This window comes from Marinobacter similis, from assembly GCF_000830985.1.
Classification (GTDB): Bacteria; Pseudomonadota; Gammaproteobacteria; order Pseudomonadales; family Oleiphilaceae; genus Marinobacter; species Marinobacter similis.
On record NZ_CP007151.1, the window covers coordinates 3,763,287 to 3,784,860 of the forward strand.

Sequence of the window (21,574 nt, forward strand, 5' to 3'; positions counted from 1 at the left end):
ACATCGTTGTGATTAAAGGCGATCGAACGTAACTGACGGTGATCGGTGGTGTAGGAAGTGATGTCTTGAAAACTCCATACACTGGTGTATTGTTTTTCCGTACACTAATGTATGTTTTGACATTGGTCAACGGTTTCAGAGCTGACGCTTCCGTTGATGTAGAATGCTGATGCAGCCCCAATCCGACCGACAGAGCAGGACCCGATTCCGCAATGAGTGAAGCCAGTACCCCCAAACGCCGAAGCGCGTCGGAGAAAAAACAGCTGACCCGCGACAATTGGCTCGACGCCGCGGCTGGAGAAATCGCCGCCGGTGGTTTCGGTCAACTGCGGGTACTGACCCTGGCCAAGAAGCTCGGGGTTACCCGGGGCAGCTTCTACTGGCATTTCCGTGACCATGAAGATCTGGTGGTCAGTTTTCTGGACCGTTGGCGCGACCGTCGATTGCATGAGCTGCAATACTGGGAGCCCAAGGGCGGTGATGTTGAAACCGAGCTCCGGCAGATTCTGGAGCTGTTGCTCACCGATGCTTCTCGCAACATTCGTCGCCTGCAAGTGGAGCTTGCGGTACGGGACTTTGCCCGCCGCAATGAGTACGCCGCCGAGCTGGTAACCCAGGTGGATGCCGCCCGGATCAACCAGAACTGCACCTTGTTCCAACGCCTGAGCAGCGATCCGCAACACGTTAAGGATCTGTCGCTGTTACTGTACGTGGCTACCATCGGCTCCCAGGTGGTACTGACTGGCAAGAAAGGGGATGAAGCGACCATTCAGCGCATTGAGGATTTGATGGCGCGGGTGGTGCTGGGGCAGCGTGATGAACCTTAACCGCTCGCTGCTGGCGGCACTGGTGCTTGCGATGGCCAATGGCGTCGTCGTGGCGGAAGAGGCGTGCTCGGCGTCGGCAACGACCGATCTGGAGCGTCTGTATTGCGACGTAGTGGCCCAGGGTGGCGGTCAGGGTCTGCCCTCCCAGGCGGATTTCCGGCGTAACCAGCCCCAGGTGCAGGCGCTGTTATTGCGTCGGCCGGCGAAACGGCTGGGCCTGTCGGTGCCGGCGGTGACCGCTGAGCCAGCCCAGTCAAAGCCTGCGTCTTCGCCCAAACCACCGAAACCTGAGCCGGAGCAAGCAGATTCACAGCCCACGCGGTTCGGCCAATTGTCGGACTGTGCGCTCAAGGGTGAACGCATTGTTTGCCCGGACCGTCAGTTTAAGTTGGCATTGAATCAGCACACGTGCCCTGGCACCGGGAGTGCTGGAGGACCAGAACCGCTTGGGCTTGCGCCCGTTCCAGGGGGATCGGAGCGATGACCAGCAGGTTCGGGCTTATCTTTCCAGCGCCTACGACCGCTACATCCCGAAAATGCTGGCCATTGGCCTCGGGGCCAACACCATGAGCTTTACCGCCTTCCACAATGCCTTCCATACCCTGGAGGATGGCGGCGTCGATTTTGCCGAGCGCATGGAGCGAACGTATCAGTTGCTGAAACAGGACAAGCTGAACCTGGCGGTCCAGGCCCGTTACCATGACCGGCTGCCGGAGAATCTGGCGTTGTGCGAGGTAATCAATCCCGACATCATCGTGTGTGACAATGTGGCGACTAACTGGGTCTTTGTCAGTCGCAGCCAATGAGGGTGGTCTAAACTCTTGGGTGCCTGGCTAAAAGGCCAGATACGTTCACTTCCTTACGGCAAAAAATACCGAGAGTCTCTAGACTTAGCGCCCTTCATCAACCGTCGGAATGTCCGGAATGCTCGAAACCTTTTTCTCCACCTACATCAGCAGCACCATTCGCTTTTTGTTCCTGCTGGCACCGTTTTTTGTGGTCACCATGTTTCTTGCGCTTACCCGGGGCCTGCCGGCGGCGGAAAAGGTGTCGATCATCCGGCGCGCCTGCATTTCGGCGTTTGTGCTGGGCCTGGTGTTGTTCTTTGCCGGCCCGCTGTTGTTCAGCGCCGTGGGCATTACCCTGAACTCGTTCCGGATCGGTGCCGGCAGCCTGCTGTTCCTGACCGCCATCAGCCTGGTCACCAGTGGTACTCGTAACCACGCTACGGGCCTCCCGGAAGAGGACCGCGACGATATCGCGGTGGTGCCGCTGGCCATTCCGGTAATGATCGGCCCGGCCACTATTGGTGCCATCCTGGTTTATGGCGCCGAACTCAAGACCGCACCGGAAGTGATCGGCGGGTTGTTGGGACTGGTGTCGAGCCTGTTTATCCTGGGCGTGTTGTTGCGTCTGTCGGGTTACCTGGAGAAGGGCCTGGGGAAAACCGGCCTGAATATCCTGTCCAAGATCAGCGGCCTGATTCTGTCGGCCATGGCGGCTGAGATTGTGTTGACCGGTATTGCCGGTTTCATGGCCTCCACTTAGGATAACCGGGCATCTGCTGTCTCAGGCCCGAGTGAGTCGTATGTCGTTTAACACCATTGAACACAACCGGACACGCCAGAACTTCGATGGCGTGTCCTCCATCTGGCTCTTCGGCTATGGATCGTTGATCTACAAGGTGGATTTCCCGTTCCTGGAGAAGCGTCCCGCCAGCATCCGTGGCTGGGAGCGCCGGTTCTGGCAGGCTCCCATGATCATCGGGGCACGCCGGAAGCGCCCGGGCGGGTGGTTACCCTGACCGAGAGCCCGGGTACCCGGTGCAAGGGCATGGCTTACCGGGTCTCGCCCAAGGTATTCGAGCATCTGGATGTGCGCGAAAAGAACGGTTATCTACGCTTCGCCACCACCATGACCTTTGACGACGGTAGCATGGTGAAGGCCTGGTGTACATTGCCACCGAAGACAATGAAGCCTTTCTCGGCCACGCTCCGGATGCTGACATCGCCCGGCAGATTGCCGGCGCCACTGGCCCCAGCGGCGCTAATTCCGAGTACCTGCTGCGCCTGGCCGATTCCCTGCGGAAACTGGGCGCGGACTGCCCGCACACCTTTGCCATCGAAGACCATCTTCGCTCTGCCACCGAGCATCGCACCTGATCAGCCTCAGGCCGCGCACTGTCGTCGTCTGAGGCTGGCCTGACTATTGGTTGCCGTCGGTTGCCCACTGCACTTTGCCACCATTGAAGCCCCGTGCGGGCTCCCGGCGCCGTTGCTGCAAGCCGATCAGGAGCAGCGGAACCACGATCATCAGGCTGCCCGCGAGGAACCACAGGTCTGGCACTTCGCCAAAACCGACCCAGCCAATTCCTACCGCCCAGATCAGGCCGGTGTACTCGGCGCTGGTCACCTGATTGGCGTCCACCTGGCTGTAAGCCAGCAGTACCGCAATGTTGTAACCCAGGATGAACAGGGCTGACCCCAGGGCGCTGATCAGTATGCTCGGGTCCCAGCTGGCTCCTTCCCACCAGGCCAGGGCGCCAGCTGCCGGCAGGATCAGCAGGTAGTTCAGGAACAGCTTGTGCACGGTGGACTGGGCCTTAGGCAGCTGGCGCACCATGACGGCGTTGATTGCCAGCGCAAAGGCAGAGGCCAGGGCGGCAATAACCGCCCAGTTAAAGTCCATCGGGCGCAGGATCACGATAATGCCGGCGAAGCCGCTGAATACTGCGGTAACGCTCAGTGGCGTCAGCCGTTCCCGGAACAGGATCACCGACAGCACCATCACCAGGATAGGCGCGGCGTAGAACACGGCATTGGCGGTGGCCAGCGGCAGGTTCACCAGGGCGATCACCATGCACATGATGCCAGCCAGGTGAATGTGAGCCCGAAACGCATGGATTTTGAAGCCGGCAAACAGGTGCTTGCGGTCGAGCTGACGGGCCAGTGGCAACAGTAATACCAGCGTGATCAGGCAGCGTAGGAAGGCAAACTGGAAGACCGGGGCGCCGGGTTCCAGCAGTTTGATGAAGACATCGGAGATCAACGCCATGGCGTTGCCGATCACCAGCAAAAGAATGGCACTGTTGACGGTTTTGCCTGACATGTTTTACCTCCCCTATCTTGCATTCCTGCATCTGCGTTAACGCAGGTCGGTCAGGTTCTTTCCAAAACCGCTGTGAATACATCCCTGTACGCTTGCTCTACGCCATCCATGGCTACGAGCATTTTGGAAAGAACCTGACCGACCCGCTCCCTGACTGTTGGAGTGAAGTCTAAGGATGAATTACTATCCGATAAAATGATGTTTATTCACTACTCATTAGAAAATTAGATAATGAAACTACCGCCCCTAAAATCATTGCCGGTCTTCGAGCCGTCGCCCGACTCAACAGCTTTTCACTCGCTGCCGAAGAGTTGGCGGTCAGTCAGAGTGCGGTCAGTCATCAGATGAAGCAGCTGGAGACCTATCTGGGGGAAAAGCTGTTCTGGCGCAGTGGCCGTACCCTGACGTTGACTGATGAGGGTCGGCAGTATCTGGAAGGCATCAGCTCGGCACTTTTGCAGATCGAGCGGGCCAGTGAGCAATTGCTGGGGCATGAGGAGTCGCGGTTGCGGCTTTCCGTGTTCAGCTCCTTTGCGGTGCGCTGGCTGGCGCCACGGCTGCCAGAATTGCAGCGCATGCATCCTCAGGTAGAGCTGTCGCTGGAAATGAGCAGCGAAAACCCGGTCTTATCTGACCGGGTGGCAGACTGCTTTATCACCATTAAACCGGATTCGCCGGCCTTCAGTTATGAATTGCTGTACAAGGAGCGACTGTTCCCGGTGTGCAGTCAGGATTTCTGGCAGAGGATCCGCCGGGAACTGGCTCTGGATGACGTGTTGGGTGATGTGGATTCGGTGTCGTTAACGCCGCAACAGGTGGCGATGTTTCCGTTGCTGTCTACTCACAGTATTTATGACAAGCAGGGCGGTGATTGGGAAGCCTGGTATCAGGAAGCGGGACTGACGTTGCCTGCATCCAGTCGTTTGCTGCATTCAAGTCATATGCTGCTGTCGCTGGAGGCGGCACGGTTTCATCAGGGTATCGCCCTGACCAACGATTACATGCTGAGTACGCGAAAGGATTCCGAGGATTTTGTCCGGCTGCCCTGCCATCTGGTGATGACCGGCGACGAGTTTTTCTTTGCCTGGAAGACCAGCCGGCGCAGCGAGCGCGGTTTGCAGTTGTTGCGCCGATGGTTGGTGGATGAGGCAATCCGGGGCGGCTTGCGGGGCGAGTAAGGGCATTCAATCCGGCTCCTATGGTCATGAACCAGTGTTAACAACGATGAATTCAATGTCGTGTTAACTTATTGGAATCGCAATTGGCAAGGAGTTTCAGACCGTGAAGTCCATACTGACATTCGCACTGCTAGGGGTAATGCTCGCAGCTGGGCCAGTCATGGCCAAGTCGTCTCACGATGACCAGTTGCCGCCGGGACTGCAGAAAAAAGTTGAGCGAGGCGAGCCCTTGCCTCCGGGTTGGCAAAAGAAACTGAATTACCGGGAAGGTGATTACTTTGATCGGGATTTGCTGCGTTACGGTGACATCCGTGACCTCGACGGCCATCGTCAGCGTGTGGAAATAGAGGACCGAGTCTATACGATCATAAAGGACACCCGGGAAATCATCGATATTCTTAACCAGTAAGTTCGGCAGTGACCGGGCCAAGCAGGCTGACCCGGTCACCTGCCGTGGTCAATCCTGCGGTGGCCGTTCCACACTTTGCGTTTGCCTTTGGCGCAACGGGACAGAGCCTTAAGGCCCTCACCTTCGAAGGCGTCCACGCGGATCACGTCGTACAACGCGGTCAGCGCTTCCTGCAGCTGATCGCATTCATCCGCTTTCACCACGCCCTGGGCACAGGCCCAGTCCACCAGTTCCTTGCGCTGGTGGCCCATCAGCAGGGCAATGCCATCCACTTCATCCTCGTTACGATTGCGCACCGCCTGGTGCAGTCGGTGACGCATATCTTCGGTGTCGTGGGCCAACTTATAGGCATTCAGCACCCGGCCCAGTGGATCCTCGGGATCCATGGTGACGAAGGCGCCCCGGCTGATGCGCTGGCGCACCGGGGTGTCCTTGACGATGCTTTCAGCAACTTGAGCACCCAAGCGGTCATCGGGGCCGTTCAGGCCGGTCGCGCCCAGCGGGAACACCAGCAAACGCAGCGGCCAGCGGAGCATCGGCACCGGGAAATTGATGATGGCGTCACGCATGGCGGTCTGAAGATCGCGCAGGCAGGTCTGTAGGGACCATTCCACCAGTGGCCGCTGATCTTCGGGGTAGCCTTCTTCATGCCACTGTTTGATCACGGCGGTGGCGTAGTACAGGTGCGTCAGGCAATCGGCCATCCGGCCGGACAGCCGTTGCCGGGCCTTGAGTCCGCCGCCAACGCTCAGCAGGGTGACGTCGGTCATCAGGGCAAAGGCCGCCGAGAACCTGGCCAGTTGCCGGTAGCTGGACTGTATTTCGCCCTGCCGGGGCACCGATTGCAGCCAGCCTCGGGACAGTCCGAGCACCAGGGCGCGCAGGGCGTTGCGGGTGGTATGGGCCAGGTGACGGTAGAAAATGCCGTCGAACTTCCGCACTGCCTCGTCTTCGTTGTCCATGCCCGCCGCTTCGATTTCCTCGACGATGTAGGGATGGCAGCGAATCGCGCCCTGGCCAAAGATCATCAGGCTACGGGTGAGGATGTTCGCGCCTTCAACCGTGATACCAATGGGCACGGCCTGATAGGCTCGCGCCAGGAAGTTGCGCGGGCCGGTGATCACGCCTCGGCCTGCCACCACATCCATGGCGTGGTTGATGACTTCACGCATCAAGTCGGTATTGCGGTATTTCAGCACCGCCGAGGGCACCGAAGGCCGCACGCCGCGGTCGAGCATGCCAGCGGTGAGCAGGCGGGCAGCGTCCATCATGTAGGTGTAGCCGGCGATGGGTTCGAGCGCTTCCTGCACGCCTTCGAACTGGCTGATGGAACGGCCAAACTGTTCCCGGGTGTAGGCGTAGGAGCCGGTCGCCAGGCTGGCTACCTTGCCGGCGCCGGTGCCGAGGGCGGGCAGGGAAATTGAGCGGCCAATGGACAGGCACTCGAGTAGCATGGTCCAGCCCTTGCCCAGCATGTCCTGGCCACCGATCACCTGGTCCATGGGGATAAAGACTTCAGTGCCCCAGGTCGGCCCATTCATGAACACGGTGTTCATCGGCAGGTGTCGGGCGCCGGCGTTCACGCCCTCGGTTTCCCTGGGGATCAGCACGCAGGTTACGCCGATATCGTCGCTGCCCCCGAGCATTTTGTCCGGATCGTAGACTTTGATCGCCAGACCGATCAGCGTCGCCACCGGCGCCAAGGTGATGTAGCGCTTGTTCCAGGTGACCTTCAGACCCAGTACTTCTTCGCCGTTCCATTCGCCCTTGCAGACAATGCCCTTGTCCGGGATAGCGCGGCGTCGGAGCCGGCAACCGGGGAGGTCAGGGCGAAACAGGGGATGTCTTCTCCGTTGGCCAGGCGCGGCAGGTAGTGATGCTTCTGGGCGTCGGTGCCGTAATGCATCAGCAGCTCGCCCGGGCCCAGCGAATTGGGGACCATCACCGTGACCGCCGCAGACACGCTTCGGGTGGAGATTTTCATGACAATTTCGGAGTGAGCGGTGTTGGAGAAACCGAGGCCGCCGTCTTCCTTGGGAATGACCAGACCGAAAAAGCCTTTCTCCCGAATGAACTTCCAGACCTTGTCCGGCAGGTCGTACTGCTCGTGGGTGATCTTCCAGTCGTCCAGCATGGCGCAGAGTTTTTCAACCGGGCCGTCGAGAAACGCCTGTTCTTCACTGGTGAGGTGAGCGGGGCGGGCATCCAGCAGTTTTTTCCAGTCCGGGTCGCCGGAAAACAGCTCGCCATCCCAGTCTACAGAGCCGGATTTGAGCGCTTCGGCCTCGGTATCGGACAGACTTGGCAGACGGCTGCGGACCCAGCCCAGCAGTGGGCGGCTGAGTTTATCGAGGCGCAGGTCTCCTGGCAGCACTAGAATCAGGGCCAGGGCGAGCAACGCGCCCCCGCAGAGAATGCTTAGCAGGTGCCAATGATCCTGAAACAATCCGACCACGGTCGCGATTGTCATGACCGTGGCCGCAGCGGTTCCGCCGATACCCAGATAAATCAGTACCAGCGCGCTGAGGAGCAGGAACAGAACACTCATGGGTGGATCTCCCTATCATTAATAAAATCAAGCGGATCAGTGCCTAACAATCGACCAAACTTCGGTGACTTGCAAGCAGGCGCACCTGTTCACTGTAAATATTCATGTCAACAATGCTAAGAAATGTAAAAAGCCGGCTTTGTCTGGATATTTGATTGATCTGCTCTCCCACTTTTCGAGAATAGATAGATTCCCTAAATAAAAGTGCCCGGAGACTTTATGGCTGGCCAGCTCACCGTTGCCAAACGACTTGCCCTTGGGTTTGGTCTAATTTTGTTTTTCATGATTGTGGTCAGCTTGATCGGCAACCAGCGCGTGGGGTTCATTGATCGTACCCTGACCGCCGTCGAAGACGTTGCTGCAGTCAAGCAGCGCCACGCCATTAACTTCCGGGGCAGTGTCCACGACCGAGCGATCGCTATCCGCGATGCGGTGTTGGTGGATTCGGACCAGGCGCTGCAACGCCATCTTAACGACATCGATCAGTTGAAAGACTTTTACCGGGACAACGCTCAGGCCATGGATCGCTTGTTCGACGCCGGCGAGTCTTCGCAAGCCGAGCGACAGCTGCTGGCAGCGATCAAGGATATTGAGCGTCGTACCCTGGAGCTGACCGACGAGCTTCTGCAACAGCGTCGGGCTGGAGACATTGCAGGTGCTCAGCGTTTTCTGTTGGAGCAGGTGGCGGGCGCTTACACGGAATGGCTAGCTCGGGTGAATGCCTTTATTGACTATAAAGAAGATTCCATTGCTGAAGATGTTGAAGCGGTCCGGTCAGCGGCAAGCAACTTTAATACTCTGAACCTGATGGTTACCGGGGCGTCGGTGCTGCTCGGCACATTTATCGCCTGGATCATCATTCAGAGCATACGGCGTACCCTGGGTGCGGAACCGGAAGAAGTGTCTGAAGCGATTCGGCAGTTGGCCAACGGCGTGCTCGACCAGAGTATTGAAACCCGCTATCCGGACAGTGTTATGGGTGCCCTCCAGGATACTGTAGAGAGATTGGCGGGGATCATCCGGGAAGTGCGCTCGGCCGCTGAAGAGTTGAGTACTGCCTCTGCTGAGTTGGAAACCACCTCAGACAGCAACAGCCAACAGATCCGGATGCAGGCCAGTGAAGCGGAGCAGATGGCGACCGCGGTCAATCAGATGGCGGCGACCGTCAACGAGGTCTCCGGGTTTGCCGCCAGCGCTGCCACAGCCACTCAGAAAGCAGATCACGAGGTTGAAAGCGGTAACCGGGTGGTTCAGCAAACCGCCTCCTCGATCACGGAGCTGGCGGAGACCTTGGAGCAGGCCGCTGAAAGCGTGCATCGGGTGTCGGACGATAGCGCCAACATCGAAAAGATCATTGTGGTCATCAACGCCATCGCCGAGCAGACCAACCTGCTGGCGCTGAATGCCGCCATTGAGGCGGCGCGGGCAGGAACTCACGGGCGCGGCTTCGCGGTGGTGGCCGATGAGGTCCGCTCACTGGCCTCCCGAACTCAGGATTCGACCCGAGAAATTCAGGACATGATCGGCACCCTGCAATCAGGCGCAACAGCCGCTGCGAATGTGATGGAAAGCAGCCGGCAATTGGCGGGCTCGACGGTGGAGAAAACCCGGGAGGCGGAGGAATCTCTCGAGCGTATCCGGCGCGAAGTTGGTGCGATCAATGATATGAACGCCCAGATCGCCAGCGCGTCTGAAGAGCAGAGCTCGGTGGCGGAAGAGGTTAACCGCAATATCAGCCGTATTCACGACGGCACGGTGCAGACCTCAGCCGGTTCGGAACAGGTCGCAGGCGCCAGCCGCGACCTGGCGGTGTTGGCTGGTCAGCTGCGGTCCCGGGTCAGCGTGTTTCGCATCAAGGCCTGAATCAGGGCTAGCCGCTCAGATATAGCCCTGGGCAAACACCAGGCCGAGCACGATGGGTATGACCACCAGGCTACCCAGGTTACTGAGCAACACCAGGGACGCCACCTTGTGGGGTTCCTGGCGGAACTGCTCGGCCACCATGTAGTTCAACACCGCCGGTGGCAGGGCGGCGAAGACCCAGAGTGAGGCGACTTGCAGTCCCGGCAGGTCCAGCAGCTCGATCATCGGCCAGGCAAGGATCAGCCGCTGGCTGGGCAGGCAATGGCGCCCAGCATACCCAATTTCCAGTCACTGAAATCGACGTCCAGCATGCGTACGCCCAGGGCAAACAGCATAAGCGGAATACACACCCCACCGAGCATGTTCAGGGTCTCCAGCAGCCATTCCGGCAGTGGCACGCCACCAAGGTTGACCGCCAGCCCGGCGATACTGGCAAACACGATGGGCAGTTTCAGGCGCTGGACGATGGAGGTGTGCGGATCGAGCATATAAAGCCCGACCGAGAAGTGCAGCAGCATTTCGACGATGAACAGCACCACCGCCGCAGGCAGGGCGGCTTCACCGAAGGCCAGTACGAGCAGAGGAATGCCCATGTTGCCGGAGTTATTGAACATCATCGGCGGCAGGAAGGTCTTCAGGTTCAGCTTCAGTACCTTGGCCACCGGATAGAGAATAATGCCCGAACCCAGTACCACCACGGTTGCGGCCAGGGCCAGTTGGGCATACTCCTGCAGTGGCGCCTGCTGGTCGGCGAGGACAGCAAACACCAGCATGGGCACAAACAGCTCCATGTTGAGGATGTTCAGGCCCTGGATGTCCGGTGTCCGGTAGCGGCCGTAGAGGGCGCCGCAGCCGGCGATGACGAACACCGGCAGCATGGTGGAGAGGATTTGAGCAATCATTAATGGCTCCGACAAGAAACGGATGTGCTGTCAGGTAAACGGTTAGGTTCGCAAGTATTGAGCTGTTGAGGCAAGCACTATTAGCGCGTGTTCGACCAATAGCGGAATCCGGTCCATATCTCCGACCGCGCTCCCTGCACAGTCGACCCCTGTTGCGGTGGCTGTGCCGTGGCTCCACAATACCGGCAAATATAGCCCGTGTTTCCGTCAGCCAGGAGTGATTTGTGACCAGCCCATTCGACCAGCCTGTTGCCCGCGACCATACCTGTTCGGTGAAGTTCGATGCCCGCAAGGCCGTGTTCGGGCGCGAAGAGGTGATTCCGGTGTGGGTTGCGGACATGGATTTCGCCGCGCCGGAAGCCGTCACCCAGGCCCTGGTGGCGCGAGCCCAGCATCCGGTCTACGGCTATACCCTGTTCCCGGACAGCCTGTTTCAGTCCATGATCGACTGGTTCCAGAGCCGTCATGGTTGGGCCATTGAGCGCGACTGGATCCTGATGGCACCCGGTGGTGCCGTCGCTGCACGCGGCCTGTCTGGCCTACTCGGAGCCCGGGCAGGGGGTGATCATTCAGCCGCCGGTGTATCCGCCGTTTTTCAGCTCAATAAGGCAGTGCGATCGGACGGTTATTGAGAACCCGCTAATTCTGGAATCGGATTCGGATCAGGGCCCGGGCCGCTACCGGATGGACCTGAAACATCTGGAGCAGTGCGCGGCGCGAGCCGATGCCCGGATACTGATGTTGTGCTCGCCCCACAACCCGGTGGGCCGAGTCTGGACTGAGGACGAGTTGCGTTCGGTGCTGGCGATCGCCCGCAAGCACAACCTGGTGGTGCTGTCCGATGAAATCCACTGTGACCTGACCTTCGAAGATGGCCCCCGGCATACCATGCTGGCGACCCTGGCCGAGGCGGACGATGCCGTGGTCACCACCGTCGCCCCGAGCAAGAGCTTCAACATGCCGGGCCTGGGCCTATCGGCCGTGGTCATTTCCGATGTCGAACGCCGCAACGCCCTAAAAACCGTGTTCCAGACCATGCACATGCCCCAGTGCAATCCGTTCAGCGTAGCCGGTTTTGAAGCCGGATATCGTGATGGCGGGCCGTGGCTGGATGAGCTTCAGGTCTATCTGCAGGGCAACCGGGATTACGTGGTCGAGGCGGTGAATCGCCGACTGAGCGGTATTCAGGTCTCGGCCCCGGAAGCCACCTACCTGATGTGGCTGGACTGCCGCGCGCTGGGGTTGACCGACGCTGAGTTGAAGCGGTTCTTCGTGCAGGAAGCGGGCGTGGGCATGAATCCGGGTATTTCCTTCGGTGAGCCGGGATCCGGATTCATGCGTTTGAACATTGGCTGTTCCCGGTCGGTGCTGACCGAGGTGCTGGACCGGATAGAGAACGCCTTGGCAGCCAGGCCCTGAGCTAGTTGTCCAGCTGCAGGGAGCAATGATCCTCAACCGGGCGCCAATGGGGCGGCTCCTTCATACCAGGCATATCTCCGTTGGTGGGGCGAATTGCCTCCCACACCATGCCGCCATGGGTTGCCAGGCTGCCAACGATGTAGCTCTCGGCGAATCGCCATTGCTCCGGACGCTGACACAGGTTGGGGTTGCTGTTCCCGGTGCCGGCAGTGCCCTTGGTCTTGGTGCGGGGTTTCTCCGCCGCCTGCTGTTTTTGGGTTTGGGCGCTGTCGCATTCCGGCGCGGCTTTCAGTTTCTTCCAGTCAAAACTGATTCCCGGCTCCTTGCCTTCGTTAATCTGGCGGGCCTGGTACCACTGTCCGTCATGAAACACCGCGGCTCCGGCGGTGTAGTAACGGGTAGGCTGCCAGCCAGAGGCGTCAGGTTCGCAGGGTGCTGCCTGCGCCGCGGAGCTCCATCCCAAGGCCAGCAACAACATCGGCAATAACATGATCGGCAGTAACATGCGTTTGCTTAACATAATGATCTCCTTGTTCTAGCCCGGCTTGTGGGGGGCGGCAGTCCGCCCGGCCCGGGTCGCCAGCAGCAATCCCGCAAGAATAAGCAGTCCGCCGGCAACATGGAACAGGCCAAGCGATTCGTTGAGAAAAATACCCGCCAGGATGGACGCAAACACCGGGGTCAGGTACATGAAAATGGCCGCCCTCGGGGGGCCGACCGTGTGCACTCCATGATTCCAGAAGGCGTAGGCCAGGATGCCCGGGAACACGGCGAAGTAGAGCAGGGGCAGTGCAGTCTTGCCGGTCAGATGGAAACCGCCGGAGAACAGCATCAGATCAGTCAGGTAGAACGGCAGGATCACCAACGCCCCCAGCAGGATCTGGGTGGTCAGGAAGGTCAGTGGCGGCAGCGGTACCGCCTGGCGGCGCAGCAGCACTGAAAACAAGCCCCAGGAAAATACCGCGGCGACCATGATCAGGTCCCCGGGCTGGGCCTGCAGTCCGGTCAGCACCGCAAGCTCACCCCGAGCCACCACGGTCAGGATACCGAATACCGCCAGGGCGATACCGAGGGCTTGAAGCGGACGGGTGCGGTCGCCCAGCAGCAGCCAGGACATGAGCGCGACAAAGATCGGAATGGTGGCGTTGATCAGGGCGATATTGGTCGCGGTGGTGCTGGTAGCAGCCAGGTACAGCAAGGAGTTAAACGCGCCGACACTGAAGGTGGCGAGCGCCAGCATGGAGCCCAGGCGCTGACGGATGATCTGGCGGTGGCGCCAGATGCCCGGCAGTCCGAACGGCAGCAGGATGGCCAGCGCGATTACCCAACGCCAGAACGCCATCGACAGCGGTGGAATGCTTTCTACTGTGCCTCGGGCAACCACGGCGTTGCCGGCCCAGAACAGGGGCGTGAGAACCAGCCCGGCGTAGGCCAGGCCGGGCGTTTTAAACAGAGATCCGGCGCTTTCTGAAGACACTCACACACTCATACATCGGGTGGATTCGAGAAAAGTGCCTAGGATACTACTCTCCCGGGATCTCTGCCTCTGTACCAATGTGGTAGGCGGCGAAGCCGGCCATGACCACCTGGTCCACTGCCATTCCGATGACCCGGCCATTGCTGCTGGACCGGATTGGGTATTGGGCGTTGGTGATCGGGTCGGCCACATAGCCGAGGATTTCTCCTTCGGAGACCCGGGCGCCGAGCTCCACGTCGCTGAACAGGATGCCGCCGTGCTGGGCCCGGATCCAGTCGGAATCGTAATAGACCGGCTCCGGATCGCTCCAGACGAACATGCGGGAAATCATGCCCTGGCGCTCCATCAGACTGGTGAGGCTGTTTACACCGGCCTCAATCTGATGCTCCTGAATCCGGTGCGACTCACCCGCCTCCATGGTCACGGTGGTGATGCCCGCCTCAACGGCGGCGTTACGCAGCATGCCGGAGGAGCCGGAGCTGTGCACCACGGCCATGCGATCAAAGCCCTGGGTCAGAGTGGCCACGTCGGGGTTGTTCATGTCTGCACGCAATTGCGGCAGGTTCGTGCGCTTGAGCGACCCGGTGTGAATGTCCACCAGCAGGTTGCAGCGCCGGATGATGTTTTCAAACAGGGAATAGGCGATACGATCTGCCAGGCTGCCGTCGGGGCTGCCCGGGAAATGACGGTTCAGGTCACGACGGTCCGGAAGATAACGACTGCCCTGCTGGAAGCCCGGCAGGTTCACGATAGGAACACCGACCACGCGCCCGGACAGTTTTTCAGGATCCAGGTCGTACATGGTGCGCCGGATGATCTCGATGCCGTTGAGTTCGTCGCCGTGGATGGCGCCGGTCAGGCACAAGGTCGGCCCGGCATTGGCGCCGTTCACTACCAGTATCGGTGTCGGCTGGGACAGGCCAGCAATCTGGATGCCCGGTGACCAGGCCAGGCGGGTGGAAGTGCCCGGCAGGATTTCGTTACCCAGCAGGGTAAAGCTTTCGGCCGGCTTTGGTACCGGCGTGAGGTTCTCGGTGCCTGCAGTTACCGGTTCTTCGCCCGGGCGGACTTCGCTGTCTTCGGTCGGCGTGGTTTCACTGACCTTGGCCTCGGCGGCCGGTTGTGCCGGCTTGGTGACGGACGCAGAGTCGGTGTTCGGGGACGGTTTTGGCGGTGGCGCCACGTCCTTCAGATCGATGTTGGGTGCGACCTTGTTCGGAGTCTGCGAGGCTGGCTTGGGAGTGCTGGCAACGTCCTCGGTTGGCGGCTTCTTGGCAGAGCCTGACTTGGCGCCGGGCTCTTTGACCCGTGGCTCCGACTGCTCGACATCCTCGACACTTTCGTCCTCGGCCAGGGCCGCGACCATGGTTTCCGGGGTCTTTTCGCCCTCGCTGCCGGCGGTTTCAGCGGCAACAGAAACCGGCAGGGCAAGCGCCAGCGCCCAGGGCAGAATTCGAGTGGATGTCAGTACGGAGAGCCTGCGAAACAGCATAATTCCTCACGGGTCGTCAGAATGCGCCCAAGCATAGAGCGCTCTTAGCGGCCATGAAACAGCTGTGACAAAGGTTTAATGCCACCTTCATGAAATGCCGGTGTTTTGGGGTCAATCCAGTCTGTGGTGGTGGATTTTTAAACAGATCCGCCAGTTATACCCGGCCGCCATGACGAACGATGTGGAAGTATTGCGAAGTTTGGTTGTGATTTTGTTACAGAGGAGCCTGAAAAGGCCGCCGGAGCAGGGCTCCGACGGCCAGCGATAGTGCCTGGTCAGGCCTTGAGAGCGGCCTGGATATCCTCTGGCCGAATCGGGATAGTGCGCATACGAACCCCCACGGCGGCAAAGATGGCGTTGCCGATGGCGGGCCCGACCACCGTGGTTGCCGGCTCGCCAAGACCCACCGCAGTTTCGGTGCTCTTGATGAACTCGGCCTGGATCTCAGGCACGTCGCGCATCCGAATGGGCGTGTAAGTGTTCAGGTTGGTGTCGCGCACCTCGCCCTGCTCGATCTGCGTGCCCTCGTGCAACGCCATGCTGGCGCCCCAGAGTGCCGCACCCTCAACCTGGGCCAGGGCCCCGTCTGGATGAACGATAGTACCTGCGTCGGTTACCAGGGTCAGTTTCTGCAGGGTTACCTTGCCGTTGTCCCGGTTAACGTGCACCTGGGCGACACAGGCGGTCCAGGTTGGCATGTTGCGTTCCTGGCCGTAGGTGGTGGCCACTCCGAGCCCGGTGTCGGCAGGCATGTCCTTGCCCCAGTCCGAGATCTCCCGAACCCGCTTCAGCACCGTGGCCTGACGATTGGCGCCACCCACGGAGTTGGGCGCGGAACCGGCGTTCTTGCCCTCGGCCTTCAGCCGGCTGAGACGGAACTCGATGGCATCCTCACCGGTTTTCTGGGCGGCCTCGTCAATGAAGCTTTCCAATGCCCAGTTCACCCAGCCGGAGCCGACTGACCGCAACCAGCCGGGCCGGAAGGTGTCGCTGGCCAGTTCGTTGGAAATGGCGCGCAGGCGATGGGCCCCCAGGGAGTACCAGTGCGCTGCCCCGTGAATGGAAAACGGGTCGAACTTCTCGCCGTTTTCGCCTTTGGGCATGAAAAACGGCGCCATGGCCTTCGTTGGCCAGCCGGCGGTGGCATGATGCTCCATGCCCAGCACCTGGCCATCACTGTCAAAGGCCATGCGTAGCTTCTGCACGGACGGAGACCGGATCGAATCGAAGCGAGAGTCGTCCTCGCGGGTGAGCATCAGCTTCACCGGCTTGCCCAGCTGCTTGGCGGCCAGGGCCGCGGGCACGCAGTAATCGCCGTTGAGTCGGCGACCAAAGCCACCACCCAGCAGGTAGGTGCGCATGATGATGTTGTCTTCTTTCTCACCCAGAGCCTTGGCCAGGGTGGGTAGAATCAGTGACTGCCACTGATTGCCAGTGTGGATCTCCCAGCGGCCGTCCTTCTGGAAGGCCAGTGCGTTCACCGGCTCCAGCTGGAAGTGCAGCACACTGTGGGTGACATATTCCTGTTCCAGCACGGAGTCGGCCGAGCTGAAGGCATTATCGACACCGTCTTCGTTGACCACCAGGGCACCGGTGCTGTCATCGGCGATCAGGCGCCGGCCTTCGTCCAGGATTTTCTGCTCGGTCACGTCGGCGGTCTTGCCCGCGGCCCAATCCACCTTGATCACCTTGGCGGCGGCGTTGGCGGCGTGCACAGAGTCGGCAATCACCACGGCCCAGCCCGGCACCGTCCCGGAGGCGTCATCAAGAACCAGAGTCTGTTGATAACCGGGGATCGATTTGGCTTCGCTGTCGTCCACGGACTTGACGCTGGAGCCGTAACGGGTGGGGGGCACCAGAGCGCGACCATACGCCATGCCGTCAACGGTTGCGTCCAGGCCATAAAGCGCGCTGCCGTCGGTTTTGTCCGGAATATCCAGGGCCTTGCTTTCCTCGCCAATCAGGCGTCGCTCCTGGGGCGGTTTAATCGGCATGGCCTTCAGCTCTTCTTCGCTGAAGCTGCGATCAATGTTGCCGTCGCGAACAATGTCGGCATAGCTGATGGCACGGTCACCGGCGATGACCTGGCTGCCCCGAGCCTGACATTGCCCGGCTGAAACGCCCATCAGCTTGGCGCCTTCCTCAATCAGCGCGGTCCGGCCGGCCGCACCGGCGCGGCTGAGTTTGTCGAAGTTTTCCCACACCGACCAGCTGCCGCCGGTGACCATCAGGCCCCATTTCGGATCGCTGTCGACATAGTGCAGTTCAACGTCGTTCCAGTCGGCTTCCAGTTCATCGGCAACAATGCGCGCCAGCGCCGTACCCACGTGCTGGCCCATTTCCGCTTCCACGATGTTAACGATCACCCGGCCATCCGGGCGCACCTGGAACCAGATGGTGGGCTCAAAGGCCCCCTCGGAAATGCTCTTGGCGGCGCTGGCAACGGGAATGCCCGAGCTGGCAAAGGCCATGGTCAGACCGGCCCCGGCGGCGCCGATAAGGAAGCCCCGGCGACTGAGCCTGGGCGTGTCCGATGCCTGTTCGGCGGCGGAATTGGCGAGATATTTGGCGAATTTACGCATTGCTCATCTCCTCCTGGCCGGGCTCGTAGAACTGGGGCGAACCGGCGCTGCTGCTCTCGCTCGATCCGGCGGCCAGGTGAATCGCCTTGCGAATCCGGACATAGGCCATGCAGCGGCACAGGTTGCCGCTCATGATCTGATTGATTTGCTCATTGGTGGGGTTGGGGAAATCCTGCAGCAGGGTGGCTGCCTGCATGATCTGCCCGGACTGGCAATAACCACACTGGGGTGCCTGGGCATCTACCCAGGCCTGTTGCAGCGGGTGCTCGCCGTCCTGACCCAGGCCCTCAATGGTGGTGATCTGCTGGCCATCGACACTGCCCACCGTGGTGATGCAGGAGCGGGTCGCGCGCCCATTAAGATGCACGGTACAGGCGCCACACATGCCAATGCCGCAGCCGAATTTGGTTCCGGTCAGGCCGGCGTGATCACGAATGGCCCAGAGCAACGGGGTATCTTCGGGTACGTCGAGGCTCATGGCCTCGCCGTTGAGTTGGAACTGGATAGTCATTGGCTATCTCCTTGAATCATGTGTTGGCCCTCAGAGTTGACGGGCATCCTGTACGTGTTGCTCCAGGTTTTCCCATGGCGGCTGACCTGAACTTTGCCTCAGATACCGGGCCAGCGCGATCAGATCGGCGTCACTCAGGCCGCTACTAAAGCCGGGCATGGCAAGCCACGCAGGCCGGTGGGCTCATCGATACCGTGCAGGGTGATGCGCAGCAGGTTCACGGGATCGGGTGCTGTTACCGCACTGTTCAGGCTCAACTCCGGGCGAGCCGCCTTGAGTGAGGACGGCGCGTTGTAATGGCAGGACGCGCAGGCCGAGGTGAATAGTTCTTCACCGGTACGGTTATCCGGTGCCATAGCTTCCTGTGCCTGTCGGACATGAGCAGCCGCCACCTTGGCCGCTTCATCGCTGTCGACGGCCCCGGTAAGGTCCTGGAAATACACCGCCAGTGCCCGGATATCGTCATTCGGAGCCTCGATCAGTCCCTTGTGCACCACACTCGACATGGAGCCGGCGGCAATGCCATGCCAATTCGAGCCACCGGAGCGGAGGTACTGGTATAGCTCTTCCTCGGTCCAGGGCACCGGGGCCGCGTGGGTGGTGTTGAGTGCCGGCGCATACCAGTTATCCACAACCGCACCGTTGTAGGTTTTATCGGCGATTTCCGCGCCGAAGGCATTCCGGGGCGAGTGGCAGGCAGTGCAGTGGCCCAGGCCTTCGGCAATGTAGGCACCGCGGTTCCAGGCATCCCCCTTGCTGTCGTCGGGCTGAAAACGCTCGCCATCGAAGAACAGGGTCTTCCAGCCAGCCTGCAGCATGCGCAGATTGAACGGGAAATCGAGCTGGTTGTCCGGGCCCTGGTGGTCCACGGCCTGGCGACTCATGATATAGGCGTACAGCGCGGACAGGTCGTCGTCAGTGACCTTGGTGAAATGGGTGTACGGAAAGGCCGGATAGAGATGTGAGCCATCCCGGGAAACCCCCTCGCGCATGGCGCGGACAAAAGCTTCCTCGGACCAGTTGCCGATACCTTGCTCCGGGTGCGGGCTGATGTTGGTGGAGTACAGGGTGCCGAAAGGGGTCGGGAAATCCACACCACCGGCCAGAGGTTTTGATGGATCGCTGGTATGGCAAGAAGCGCAGTTGCCCAGTCCCGCCAGTACTTTGCCCCTGGCGATCTGATCCTGGCTGAAGGAGTCTGCGCTGGGTTGGTCTATCTCATCAATGGCGGGCTTCCAGATAATCAGGAAGGCGACGACGACGGCGATAACGATAACGCCTGACAGAATTTTTTTAATCACGAGCGTGTCCCGTTTGTGCGATGAATTTTCTTCCGTGTAACGCTAGTCGGCTTTGGTAAAACCGGCAAATCGCGGGCCAGTACCTTTAGATGGCACGCCAGTGCTGATCAGCCTGCTGGTGAGCCCGGCCGTCAGACTGCAGCTTTAGCAGGTGGGCCAGAGCAGATCGGGCAGCAACCCCGTGCAGGCTTCGGGAACATCGTCATAGGCTTTGGCGGTCAGAGCCTTCAGGGAGCGGGCCTCCTGGTCGGAGAGCGCCCGGAACACTTTGTGTTCCCGCGCCAGACGATGGGTGATCAGGTAGTCGATCACCGCTTCCGGATGCGCCATGAGAAAACCATGAGCCGGAGCGATGATACGAACGGATTCACCAAGTAGATCGTAAAGGGATTCGAGATAAGCTTTCATGTCGCCATCGGGCGGGTTAATGACTACCGTCGAACCCTGCATGATGTGGTCGCCGGAAAACAGCATATCCGGGCCCGCCAGCAGAAAACACAGGTGATTGGAGGCGTGCCCTGGCGTCTTCAGGCATTTCAGAATACCCGCTTCGGTCACGATGAGATCGCCGTGTTCCGGTTCGTCATCCGGAGCAAAGGTCTGATCCTGGGCGGCACCCTCGGGAGCCGAGATACCCAGCACGCGGCAACCGGTCTTCGCCTTCAGCGCCTTGGTGGCGGGTGAATGGTCCTGATGGGTGTGGGTAACAACTACCTGATCGATAACCCCGCCGGTGAGTTCCAGAATGCGCTCGATATGGGTGTCGTTATTCGGGCCCGGGTCCAGAACCGTGAAACGCTCATGGCCGAGTATGTAAGTGTTGGTGCCGGGCCCGGTCATCATGCCGGGGTTGGGTGCAGTCAGTCGCACCACTCCGGCAGCGATCTCAACCGGCTGCCCGGGGATGATCTCCGCGTGGGTACTGCCTTCGCCCTCCGGATCAAGTTCCGCCGCTTCATCGTATGCCGGTGCTCCGGGCTCCAGTGTCACCGGCCGGCCCTTTTTCTGCGCCGGCCAGGGATCGGTCGGAAAGGCCTCCGGCGGATTGGCATCGGCATAGCGCATCAATGCCTCGGTGGATTCGAACTCACTCAGCACCCGCAAGGTACGAATGGTCGGCAGCCCCAGCATCCGCTCGCCACTGCGATGGTCTTCCAGGGCCTGGGCCGGATTGATCCACAGATGATCAATGGTCTCGATGCCATCATGACTGGCTAACTGGCCTGCCGGTGCGGTGGTCACAAAAAACCGGGTATCGAACCGCCGCGGTGGCCCCGGCGGCGTGGTCCAGTGACTGAGATAGGCCAGTCGGTCCAACGGAATCGTCAGTTCGTGGCGATGGCACAGATCGGCCAGGCTCAGCTCGCCCTTGAACACCGACTCGCGATCGCCGTGTACGGCGTGATCACCACCAATGGCTTGCCCGTCCCGGTCCACCGCCACCAGAATGCCGGCTTCCTCAAAACATTCCCGCACCGCGGCCAGCATATAGTCGGCGCCGCCCTCGTCCAGACTCATGGTCTGGCTGATAACGGCATCGTCCGGCCCCTGCGCATGTTTGCGAGCCTGCGTCTCCTGCTGGTCCACGGCGCCACCGGGAAACACGAAATAGCCCGGCAGAAACACCGCGTCCCAGGTGCGCTGGAGCAGCAACACTTCTACACCGTTGTCGGTGTCGCGGGTGAGAACCAGAGTGGCGGCAGGGCGAATATCCATAAACTTTCCGAGGTCAGGTTAATGAGGGTGCGCGCAGTAGGTTAGCGAGGGCATTGGATTGGGTTTGCCAAAATTGTGCGAAGCCATGGATGGCGAAGCTCAAGCGCCACAGGGATGTGCTTGAGCGGGTTTTGGCAAACCCAATCCAATGTCCAATACGCCAGAGCGAGATGCGCATGGGATAACTAGCAAGATAGCGGATACAACCGCCAGATGAACAGTGCTGAGCAAACGCGTATCA

The 21,574-nt window shown here is 60.2% G+C and carries 16 protein-coding genes and 4 pseudogenes; 9 read left to right on the forward strand and 11 right to left on the reverse strand.

What is annotated here, in order from left to right; all coding sequences use genetic code 11:
- Positions 1-212: 212 nt before the first annotated feature.
- The 5 genes and pseudogenes from AU14_RS17395 to AU14_RS17410 all read left to right on the forward strand — a co-directional run bounded on the left by AU14_RS17395 (position 213) and on the right by AU14_RS17410 (position 2,989).
- Positions 213-827, forward strand: a complete 615-nt coding sequence (locus AU14_RS17395; protein ID WP_041343013.1) for a TetR/AcrR family transcriptional regulator — start codon at positions 213-215, stop codon at positions 825-827.
- Positions 817-1,311, forward strand: a complete 495-nt coding sequence (locus AU14_RS19225; RefSeq protein ID WP_094191255.1) for a hypothetical protein — start codon at positions 817-819, stop codon at positions 1,309-1,311. The genes AU14_RS17395 and AU14_RS19225 overlap by 11 nt, the downstream gene beginning before the upstream one ends.
- Complete coding sequence (locus tag AU14_RS19230) at positions 1,274-1,633, forward strand: hypothetical protein (RefSeq protein WP_148312780.1); 360 nt, start codon at positions 1,274-1,276, stop codon at positions 1,631-1,633. The genes AU14_RS19225 and AU14_RS19230 overlap by 38 nt, the downstream gene beginning before the upstream one ends.
- Positions 1,634-1,751: 118 nt before the next feature.
- Positions 1,752-2,375: a MarC family protein gene (locus AU14_RS17405; protein WP_041343016.1), complete on the forward strand. Its 624-nt coding sequence runs from the start codon at positions 1,752-1,754 to the stop codon at positions 2,373-2,375.
- A gap of 40 nt (positions 2,376-2,415) precedes the next feature.
- Positions 2,416-2,989 (forward strand): annotated as a pseudogene (locus AU14_RS17410) (gamma-glutamylcyclotransferase).
- Between the two features lie 43 nt (positions 2,990-3,032).
- Here the strand turns inward: AU14_RS17410 and AU14_RS17415 are convergent.
- Positions 3,033-3,935: a DMT family transporter gene (locus AU14_RS17415; protein WP_052472112.1), complete on the reverse strand. Its 903-nt coding sequence runs from the start codon at positions 3,933-3,935 to the stop codon at positions 3,033-3,035.
- A 311-nt stretch (positions 3,936-4,246) separates the two neighbouring features.
- Here AU14_RS17415 and AU14_RS17420 point away from each other — a divergent pair, with 311 nt between their 5' ends.
- Together AU14_RS17420 and AU14_RS17425 are read left to right on the forward strand one after the other, a co-directional pair.
- Complete coding sequence (locus tag AU14_RS17420) at positions 4,247-5,113, forward strand: LysR substrate-binding domain-containing protein (RefSeq protein WP_236744181.1); 867 nt, start codon at positions 4,247-4,249, stop codon at positions 5,111-5,113.
- A 103-nt stretch (positions 5,114-5,216) separates the two neighbouring features.
- Positions 5,217-5,522 (forward strand): hypothetical protein, encoded by a 306-nt coding sequence (locus tag AU14_RS17425; protein WP_041343019.1) that lies wholly within the window; start codon positions 5,217-5,219, stop codon positions 5,520-5,522.
- A 48-nt stretch (positions 5,523-5,570) separates the two neighbouring features.
- Here the strand turns inward: AU14_RS17425 and AU14_RS17430 are convergent.
- Positions 5,571-8,070 (reverse strand): annotated as a pseudogene (locus tag AU14_RS17430) (acyl-CoA dehydrogenase).
- A gap of 219 nt (positions 8,071-8,289) precedes the next feature.
- On the opposite strand from AU14_RS17430, the gene AU14_RS17435 reads away from it, so the two are divergent.
- The gene (locus AU14_RS17435; RefSeq protein ID WP_041343022.1) at positions 8,290-9,933 is read left to right on the forward strand and encodes a methyl-accepting chemotaxis protein; all 1,644 of its coding nucleotides are present in this window, start codon (positions 8,290-8,292) and stop codon (positions 9,931-9,933) included.
- Positions 9,934-9,948: 15 nt separating this feature from the next.
- Here the strand turns inward: AU14_RS17435 and AU14_RS22320 are convergent, their stop codons facing one another.
- A complete protein-coding gene (locus AU14_RS22320) occupies positions 9,949-10,158 on the reverse strand; it encodes a hypothetical protein (RefSeq protein ID WP_236744182.1) in 210 nt (69 codons plus the stop codon).
- 14 nt (positions 10,159-10,172) lie between these two features.
- Positions 10,173-10,835 (reverse strand): AEC family transporter, encoded by a 663-nt coding sequence (locus tag AU14_RS17440; protein WP_236744183.1) that lies wholly within the window; start codon positions 10,833-10,835, stop codon positions 10,173-10,175.
- A gap of 224 nt (positions 10,836-11,059) precedes the next feature.
- Between AU14_RS17440 and AU14_RS17445 the strand changes: the two are divergent.
- Positions 11,060-12,254, forward strand: a pseudogene (locus AU14_RS17445) (MalY/PatB family protein).
- 1 nt (position 12,255) lies between these two features.
- Here AU14_RS17445 and AU14_RS17450 read toward each other — a convergent pair.
- From AU14_RS17450 to AU14_RS17480, 7 genes and pseudogenes are all read right to left on the reverse strand, one after another.
- Complete coding sequence (locus AU14_RS17450) at positions 12,256-12,774, reverse strand: hypothetical protein (protein ID WP_052472113.1); 519 nt, start codon at positions 12,772-12,774, stop codon at positions 12,256-12,258.
- 15 nt (positions 12,775-12,789) lie between these two features.
- Positions 12,790-13,731, reverse strand: coding sequence for a DMT family transporter (locus tag AU14_RS17455; protein ID WP_052472114.1), 942 nt, complete (start codon positions 13,729-13,731; stop codon positions 12,790-12,792).
- Positions 13,732-13,777: 46 nt separating this feature from the next.
- Positions 13,778-15,223 carry a succinylglutamate desuccinylase/aspartoacylase family protein gene (locus AU14_RS17460; protein WP_041343024.1) on the reverse strand — a complete coding sequence of 482 codons (1,446 nt, stop codon included), beginning with the start codon at positions 15,221-15,223 and terminating at the stop codon, positions 13,778-13,780.
- 275 nt (positions 15,224-15,498) lie between these two features.
- Positions 15,499-17,805 carry a xanthine dehydrogenase family protein molybdopterin-binding subunit gene (locus tag AU14_RS17465; RefSeq protein ID WP_041343027.1) on the reverse strand — a complete coding sequence of 769 codons (2,307 nt, stop codon included), beginning with the start codon at positions 17,803-17,805 and terminating at the stop codon, positions 15,499-15,501.
- Positions 17,798-18,316 carry a (2Fe-2S)-binding protein gene (locus AU14_RS17470; RefSeq protein WP_052472115.1) on the reverse strand — a complete coding sequence of 173 codons (519 nt, stop codon included), beginning with the start codon at positions 18,314-18,316 and terminating at the stop codon, positions 17,798-17,800. Before AU14_RS17470 ends, AU14_RS17465 begins: the two co-directional genes overlap by 8 nt.
- A 134-nt stretch (positions 18,317-18,450) precedes the next feature.
- Positions 18,451-19,617, reverse strand: coding sequence for a cytochrome c (locus AU14_RS17475; protein WP_201773493.1), 1,167 nt, complete (start codon positions 19,615-19,617; stop codon positions 18,451-18,453).
- Between the two features lie 85 nt (positions 19,618-19,702).
- Positions 19,703-21,333: pseudogene (locus AU14_RS17480) on the reverse strand (MBL fold metallo-hydrolase).
- Between the last annotated feature and the right edge of the window lie 241 nt (positions 21,334-21,574).